Source organism: Polaromonas sp. OV174 (assembly GCF_900112285.1).
In the GTDB taxonomy this organism is placed as follows: Bacteria; Pseudomonadota; Gammaproteobacteria; order Burkholderiales; family Burkholderiaceae_C; genus Polaromonas.
The window spans coordinates 21,477-27,893 of record NZ_FOKZ01000035.1 but is presented as its reverse complement, the minus strand read 5'-3'; the positions used below and the strand labels follow the sequence as shown (position 1 = coordinate 27,893).

The following is a 6,417-nucleotide window of genomic DNA, read 5'->3' as shown; positions in this document are numbered from 1 at the left end:
GAAGAACTTCAACCCGGTGATGGTGGCGTTCAGCGTGATCGGCGAGACGCCCCGATCGATCATGTGCAACTGGAACCGTCGCAAATCCTCCGCAGTGGCTGTGTCGGGCGAGCGTCTCAGAAAGCCGGCGAGGTATCGCACCGCGCGAACATAGGCGGCCTGGGTCTTGGGTTCGAGTTTGCGCATGCGCATGTCGTCGAGCATGCGTTGGCGCAGCGGCGAGATGGCTTGGGTCAAAGGGATCATGATCGTGCTCCTGTCGAAGAACGAGGCCGATTGCCTCACTCGCCAACATAGACAGGGACGCGATGTTTACCCCGCGTCAGGGCCTTTGCGGCGGACTACCGCGCGAGCGGTTTAGTCCTTAGACTGACTCCTGACTGTCGAATATCGAAACTGCCTGCTCCAGACCGGTCATTCAAGGCTACAGGCTTTGGTCAGCAATGCGGCCGCGATTTCGATGGCCCCGGCACCCGCCATCGGCCAGTAGGAGACCGCCACGACAGGCCGGTTTGGAGCCGCGAAATTTAAGCTTTCCCCCATGCAAACTGATAGTGTGCGGGCGATTTCATCAATCAGGCTCAAGTGTCGCCGGAACCATAACTGTTCCGCGCTGAGAAGCATGACTGTGACGCGCAATCGCAAGGCTAAGACAGCCGGTGCGAAGTAGCACCCCGGTCTGGTCAGTCATCCCTGCACACCGGATTGTTGCGCAAGGGTCGGATAGTCGGTGTAGCCCAATAATTCCTAAACACTGTTTGCAGGATCAAGTTCTGCCGGCAGGTCGCTGCGCCCTCCCCATTCTTCCCAGGAGCCATCATAGATCGCAACCTTTTCAGTACCCATAATTTCGCAGGCAAGATTGATGATACAAGCAGTGATACCTGACCCACATGTGGCTATGATGGGTTTAGAGAGGTCAATTCCATGACGGGCGAATATCGCGCGCATATCGGCTGGACTTCGAAAAAAATTCTTCTCGTTGCGTAAAAGTCGTTGCGAGAGATTTATAGATCCTGGAATATGTCCGGGGCGCACATTGGGATAGCGGAACGACGTATCGCCGTTGAATTGCTCGGACGGGCGAGCATCTACTATCTGCGCAGTTCCCGTCCGAAGCGCCATAGCCACCTTACTGCTGTCAACGGTCTCCGGCTGCGACGTCGGAAGTGTCCAATTTTGACGCTGTCTCACTCTCGAAATTCCGCTTTCCACTGACCCATTTGCAGCCTTCCAAGCGGGTAGTCCCCCATCAAGTACCGCCACCCCTTTATGCCCAAACCCTTTGAACATCCACCAAGCTCGGGCGGCGGTATAGAGACCAGCATTGTCGTAAATCACAAGCATGGCATCCTGCCGAATGCCTAGGTCCCCACAGAGCTTCGCAAAAAGCGCTGGCTCGGGGACCATGCGATGCGGCGGCGCGAAGCTCGGCGCTGCTATTTTCTCGGCATCGAAGTGGATTGCGCCCGGAATATGTTCTTCCAAGAATACTTCATAGTGAGGGCGCTGACGATCAGTCATCTCCCAAGATGTATCGATGATCTGGAGGTCCTGGTCGCCGCTATGTCGCAAAAGCCAATCGACCGAAACGATGGGGTGAGGAAAATCTTGCATTCTGGAAGCCTCTATGTTGTTGTTTCACTGTGTGGGGTTTCGTCACAATATGGCACCAGCAAAAGGAGCTGATGCCGCTACAGAACGTTCAAAGGTATTTTCAGGTATCGGACTCCATTCGCCTCGGGTGGCGGCAGCTCACCCGCCTGGATGTTCACTTGGATCGCGGGCAGGATCAGCGCGGGCATGCCGAGAGTTGCATCCCGGCGCTGTCGCATCTCGACGAATTCGTCCTCGGTGACGGAGTCACGTAAATGGATGTTTGCCAGGCGCTGCTGCGCCACTGTTGTCTCGAAAGACGGCAGCCGCCCGTCGGGTGGGTAGTCATGGCACAACAGCAACAAGGTCTGTGGCGGCAACTGCAGCAGCCGCTGCACCGAGCGATAAAGGGTGTACGCACTGCCCCCGGGAAAGTCACACCTGGCGCTGCCGACATCCGGCATGAAGAGGGTGTCCCCTACGAAGGCAAGCGCCGGCTCGTCTGCTGCGCCATCAACAACGTAGGCTACATCCGCCGGCGTATGCCCGGGCACGTGCATGGCTCGCAACGTTAACGGACCGACGTTGAACTGCTCGTCCGGTTCAAACAAATGGCCGAACTGAGAGCCATCGAGCTTAACGTCCGGAGAGAGGTGGAAAATCTTCTGAAACGCGTTCTGGACTTTGAGAATGCCCGAGCCAACAGCGATCATGCCGCCAAGGACCTGCTGCAGATAAGGTGCGGCAGAAAGATGATCCGCATGTGCATGCGTCTCGAGCAGCCATTGCACACGCAGCTCGCGTGAACGCACGAAGGCGATGATCGCGTCCGCCGACGTCGTATGTGTCCGGCAAGCCTTCGGTTCGAAGTTCAATACCGAATCGATGATCGCGCAGTCACTGCCATCTCCTGAGTAGAGAACATAGGTAAATGTGGACGAGTCGGTGTCGAAAAAGGCTTCGACACGAGGTGAGGCAAGGAAGGTCATGAGGAGTAGAGTTGCCTCAAGGCAACCAGGTTCGATAGAGCAGCGCCACGGCCACCGCGATGGAAAGAGAGGCGAAGCTGATCTGCAATATCTCGCTGCGCACCCGGGGGGCCAACTGCCTGCCGGCAAGCATCCCGGTCATCGCCGCCAAGATGAAGACAAGACCTGCGGATCCCACTTGAGCCCCTGCATGAAGGGCGCTGACGGTCGCGCCAAGAGACACCAACGCAATGACCAGAAGTGAGGTTGCAACGACGCCGTGCATGCGAATGTCGGTCCACTGGCGGAAGGCTGGAACGATGAGGAATCCACCCCCGACCCCCAGCATTCCGGTGAGCAACCCCGAACACGACCCGATGCAAGACAGAGTTGCAGCGCATCGAGAGGTCCAACGTAGACGCCCCGAAGAAGGATCGAGAACGCAGTTCTTCTCTGCGGCCGAGATTGCCTCTGCTGGCAGGTTGCCGCTAGGCGAAGCGCCCCGCAGGTTCTGACGCAAGAGGCGCGCAGCGGCAAAAAACATGGCGGCCGCAAACAGCGTCATGAGCACAGGCTGGGGCAAGGCATGGGCAATCCAGACGCCGAGGGGAGAAAAACAAATGCCGAGTGACGCCATCAGCAGCGCGGCGCGCCATCGAACGAGACCCTTGCGTAGCCCGTCGAAAGCGCCGAGCGCTGCAGAGAAGCCGACGGCCAACAATGCGACGGGTGTGGCGGCTTGCGGCGGCCAGCCCATCCCCAAAACCAAAGCAGGTACCGCAAGGATGCCCCCACCTGCGCCCGTGAGACCGAGTACGAGACCGACTACCGCACCATAAACCAGGGTCAGCATCATCACAAAGCTTTCATGGCTTGGGCAGACGACTCGGCGCCGTTCGCCGTGCCAGCAGAACGCCATCCCGAGGCTGCCATGTCGACCGCTTGCGCGTAGCGCCGCCTCAGGTGAGCCGGTGCCGTGATGGCCGCGGTCACAGAGACCAGGTGGCCTGCAACGAGGGCCGTTTCGAGAACTCCGCGTACCAGCTCGCAACGGCGGGATGGCGAGCGCGCCAGTTGAAGTCGCCGAAGCGCAGGTCCAGATACCACAGCGCGCAGGCCACAGTGAGGGTGCCGATGTCCACGCGGTTCAGTGCGATGAGGTTGGGATTGGTCGACAGATGGTCCATCGAGGTCTCGGCCTTGTCCAGCTGCGCAGTGCGCCACTCGGGCCAACGCAACGCCTCGGGGCGGGCCACGTCTTCGTAGCGTGCGATCTGGGCGCCGTCGAGGATGCCGTCGCCCAGGGCCTGCAGCGTTAGCGCCTCCCAGCGCGCGTCGCCACCGCGCGGAAAGAGCCCGCCATTGCCCACCTCGTTCAGGTACTCGCAGATGACGCGGCTGTCGTACAGCACGGCGCCGCCATCGGTGATGAGGGTGGGCACCTTGCCCAGCGGGTTTTGGGCAATGATCTGCTGGTCGCGCTGAACGGGGTTGGCGTTCGACGGCAGTAGCTGCACGCGGTCGTTAAGGCCCAGCTCATGGGCCGTCACCAGGCACTTGCGGACGTAGGGCGAGAAGGGGGAAAAATAGATCTTCATGGACATTCACACTTTCATCGATCATGGGCTGTCGGCGCCGATTCAATCTTGACCATCCGGGGGTGCCGACCGAATCTTGACTAGGGGGTTGGAAGCCGACTTGTCGTTGGTCGGCTGTACAAAAGGTTACTTTTCGAGCTGCTCGTTGACCTTCTCGATGCTGCATTGCGGGCTCCGGACGCAGCGGCTCGATTGAGCTACCTATCGAAGGTAGATACCTCCGTTGCAATCGATCACTGTGCCTGCTACATAGCTAGCCGCGGGTGAGGCCAAAAATGCAATCATCGACGCAACTTCCTCGGGAGTACCGAGGCGTTTCAATGGAAAGTCGTCCGGCGTGTAGCCTTGGCCGTCGGTCATCGCTGACGCGACCGGTCCAGGAGCTACCCCGTTTACGCATACTCCGTGAGGCGTTGCGCGCATGGCTAGCCACCGAACAAGCGCGTGGACGCCCCCCTTTGCGGCAACGTAGTGGGGACTTGACCGCAGTCCCCCAGTCCACCCAGCGAGCGAGCCACAGAGAACGATCCTGCCGTACTTGCGCTCGATCATCCCCGGCATGAATGCGCGGGCCAGGTTGATGGGACCGCGGACGTTGACATTGATGACCTGCTCGAACGCTATGTCCCAATCCTCATGCATCCAGTCGTCACGCGGGCAGATGCCTGCCGTGTCGATCAAAACATCGACGGCTCCAACGGTGCTGGCGACCTCTTCAACCTGGGCCCGCACACTGCAGTCCATCTGATGCACTGCGAGCACACCCTCGACTCCGTGATTGACTGCAGCCGTCTGCTCTGTCGACGTCACATCGCAGAGAACAAGCTTGGCGCCCCGCTCTCCGCATAGTTTGGTGACGGCACGGCCGACGCCACCAGCAGCGCCTGTGACTAAAACTGTTTGTCCCGCAAGATCATCCTGCATGCGTTGGAATTGGTTACTCATGGATAGCTCCTAACAAAAATTGAGAATTGCTTGTGACGCCAAAGATATAAACGATCGGCAGAAGACATTAACAACGCCAGGTTCTGCAGGCTAGTTTTTCTCAGGGTAAGCCCTTAGAAATTTTCACTGTTCCACATTTCATTTTTGAAGCGCTTCATTTATTATACGTACAGCATAGTAGTCTAGATACAAAAATCGAATTTCTAATAAATGAAACGATTCATATATTTGGTCGCTTTGTTGACTTAGGAGGCGCAAGTGGTCAAAAAACTTAAGCTGGCGGCCGTTTCAATTGGCCGCGTTGCGACATCGGGAATCAATACGGCCAAGGCGGCCGATCTCAAGCTCGGAGTCCTTTGCCCGCTGAGCGGCGGCTTGGGCATACGGCAAAACCAAGGGCGGCATTACAGCAATGCGGCCTACAAACCTGCTTCTATAACTTACATACAACGAGACAAAACCATGAAAAAATCTTTCCGACAATCCCTTCTCATCGGTGCCAGCGTTTTTATGCTGATGACCGGTTTCACCACGGCGCGTGCCGACCAACTCGACACGATCAAGGCCGATGGTGCGCTGAAGTGCGGTGTGACGCCCAACAATGTTCCCTTTTCGTTCGTTGAAGATCCCAAGACGCGCCAACTGGTCGGTTATGACGTTGACGTATGCAGCGCTATCGCGGCCGAGATGGGGGTGAAGCCTGAGTTTGTCTTTGTCACATCGGCGACGCGGATCAGTGATCTGCAGCAAGGCCGCACCGACATCGCGCTGTCGGCGTTGACCAACACCGCCGTGCGCGCGAGTTTGATCGACTTCACTCAGAACTATCTGCACGCCGGCGTCAGAGTTGTTGTTTCGGCAACGTCACCCATCAAGTCGTTCGCCGACCTGGCTGGAAAGCGCATCTCGGGCACCGATGGCGCCAATCTAGAAATTAAGCTGCCCAAGGTCATCGACAAACCGGAGCTAAAAGCATATCCGAGCCCGGCCAACGCCTTTCTGGCGCTCGACCAGGGCAAAGTCGATGCGATGGCCGGGGACGATACAACGCTGCTCGGATTGATTGGACCGACCGGCGGCAAGTATGTGTTGTTGGACCAGTTCGTGACCAAGGATCAGTTGGGGCTCGGCGTACGTAAAGGTGAGCCGCGTGTGCTGGCAGCAGTCAACAAGGCGTTGACCAATCTGGAGTCGTCTGGCAAGGCGGGTGTCATTTTCGAAAAATGGTTTGGCCAGGGATCCAAACTCAAGATGAAGCGCAGCTTCACCATCGCACCCTATCAACCTTCCTGAACCGAACCGAAACGAGT

The 6,417-nt window shown here is 57.9% G+C and carries 8 protein-coding genes; 1 reads left to right on the top strand and 7 read right to left on the bottom strand.

All coding sequences use genetic code 11. The features are described from left to right. The 7 genes from BM160_RS20395 to BM160_RS20365 form a co-directional block, all read right to left on the bottom strand. A partial coding sequence (locus tag BM160_RS20395; protein ID WP_177219090.1) for a phage integrase N-terminal SAM-like domain-containing protein occupies positions 1-246 on the bottom strand: 246 nt, incomplete at its 3' end. Between the two features lie 168 nt (positions 247-414). After that, entirely contained in the window at positions 415-585 is a 171-nt protein-coding gene (locus tag BM160_RS22700; protein WP_177219095.1) for a hypothetical protein, read from the bottom strand. Between the two features lie 162 nt (positions 586-747). Continuing rightward, positions 748-1,617 carry a sulfurtransferase gene (locus BM160_RS20385; protein ID WP_092007995.1) on the bottom strand — a complete coding sequence of 290 codons (870 nt, stop codon included), beginning with the start codon at positions 1,615-1,617 and terminating at the stop codon, positions 748-750. A 77-nt stretch (positions 1,618-1,694) separates the two neighbouring features. Beyond that, complete coding sequence (locus BM160_RS20380; RefSeq protein WP_092007994.1) at positions 1,695-2,585, bottom strand: MBL fold metallo-hydrolase; 891 nt, start codon at positions 2,583-2,585, stop codon at positions 1,695-1,697. A 16-nt stretch (positions 2,586-2,601) separates the two neighbouring features. Then, entirely contained in the window at positions 2,602-3,420 is an 819-nt protein-coding gene (locus tag BM160_RS20375; RefSeq protein WP_092007993.1) for a sulfite exporter TauE/SafE family protein, read from the bottom strand. A gap of 133 nt (positions 3,421-3,553) precedes the next feature. Further along, positions 3,554-4,162, bottom strand: coding sequence for a glutathione S-transferase family protein (locus BM160_RS20370; RefSeq protein ID WP_092008001.1), 609 nt, complete (start codon positions 4,160-4,162; stop codon positions 3,554-3,556). 201 nt (positions 4,163-4,363) lie between these two features. Beyond that, positions 4,364-5,107, bottom strand: coding sequence for an SDR family NAD(P)-dependent oxidoreductase (locus BM160_RS20365; RefSeq protein ID WP_092007992.1), 744 nt, complete (start codon positions 5,105-5,107; stop codon positions 4,364-4,366). 258 nt (positions 5,108-5,365) lie between these two features. Here BM160_RS20365 and BM160_RS20360 point away from each other — a divergent pair, with 258 nt between their 5' ends. Further along, entirely contained in the window at positions 5,366-6,400 is a 1,035-nt protein-coding gene (locus BM160_RS20360) for a transporter substrate-binding domain-containing protein (RefSeq protein ID WP_092007991.1), read from the top strand. Positions 6,401-6,417 lie beyond the last annotated feature (17 nt).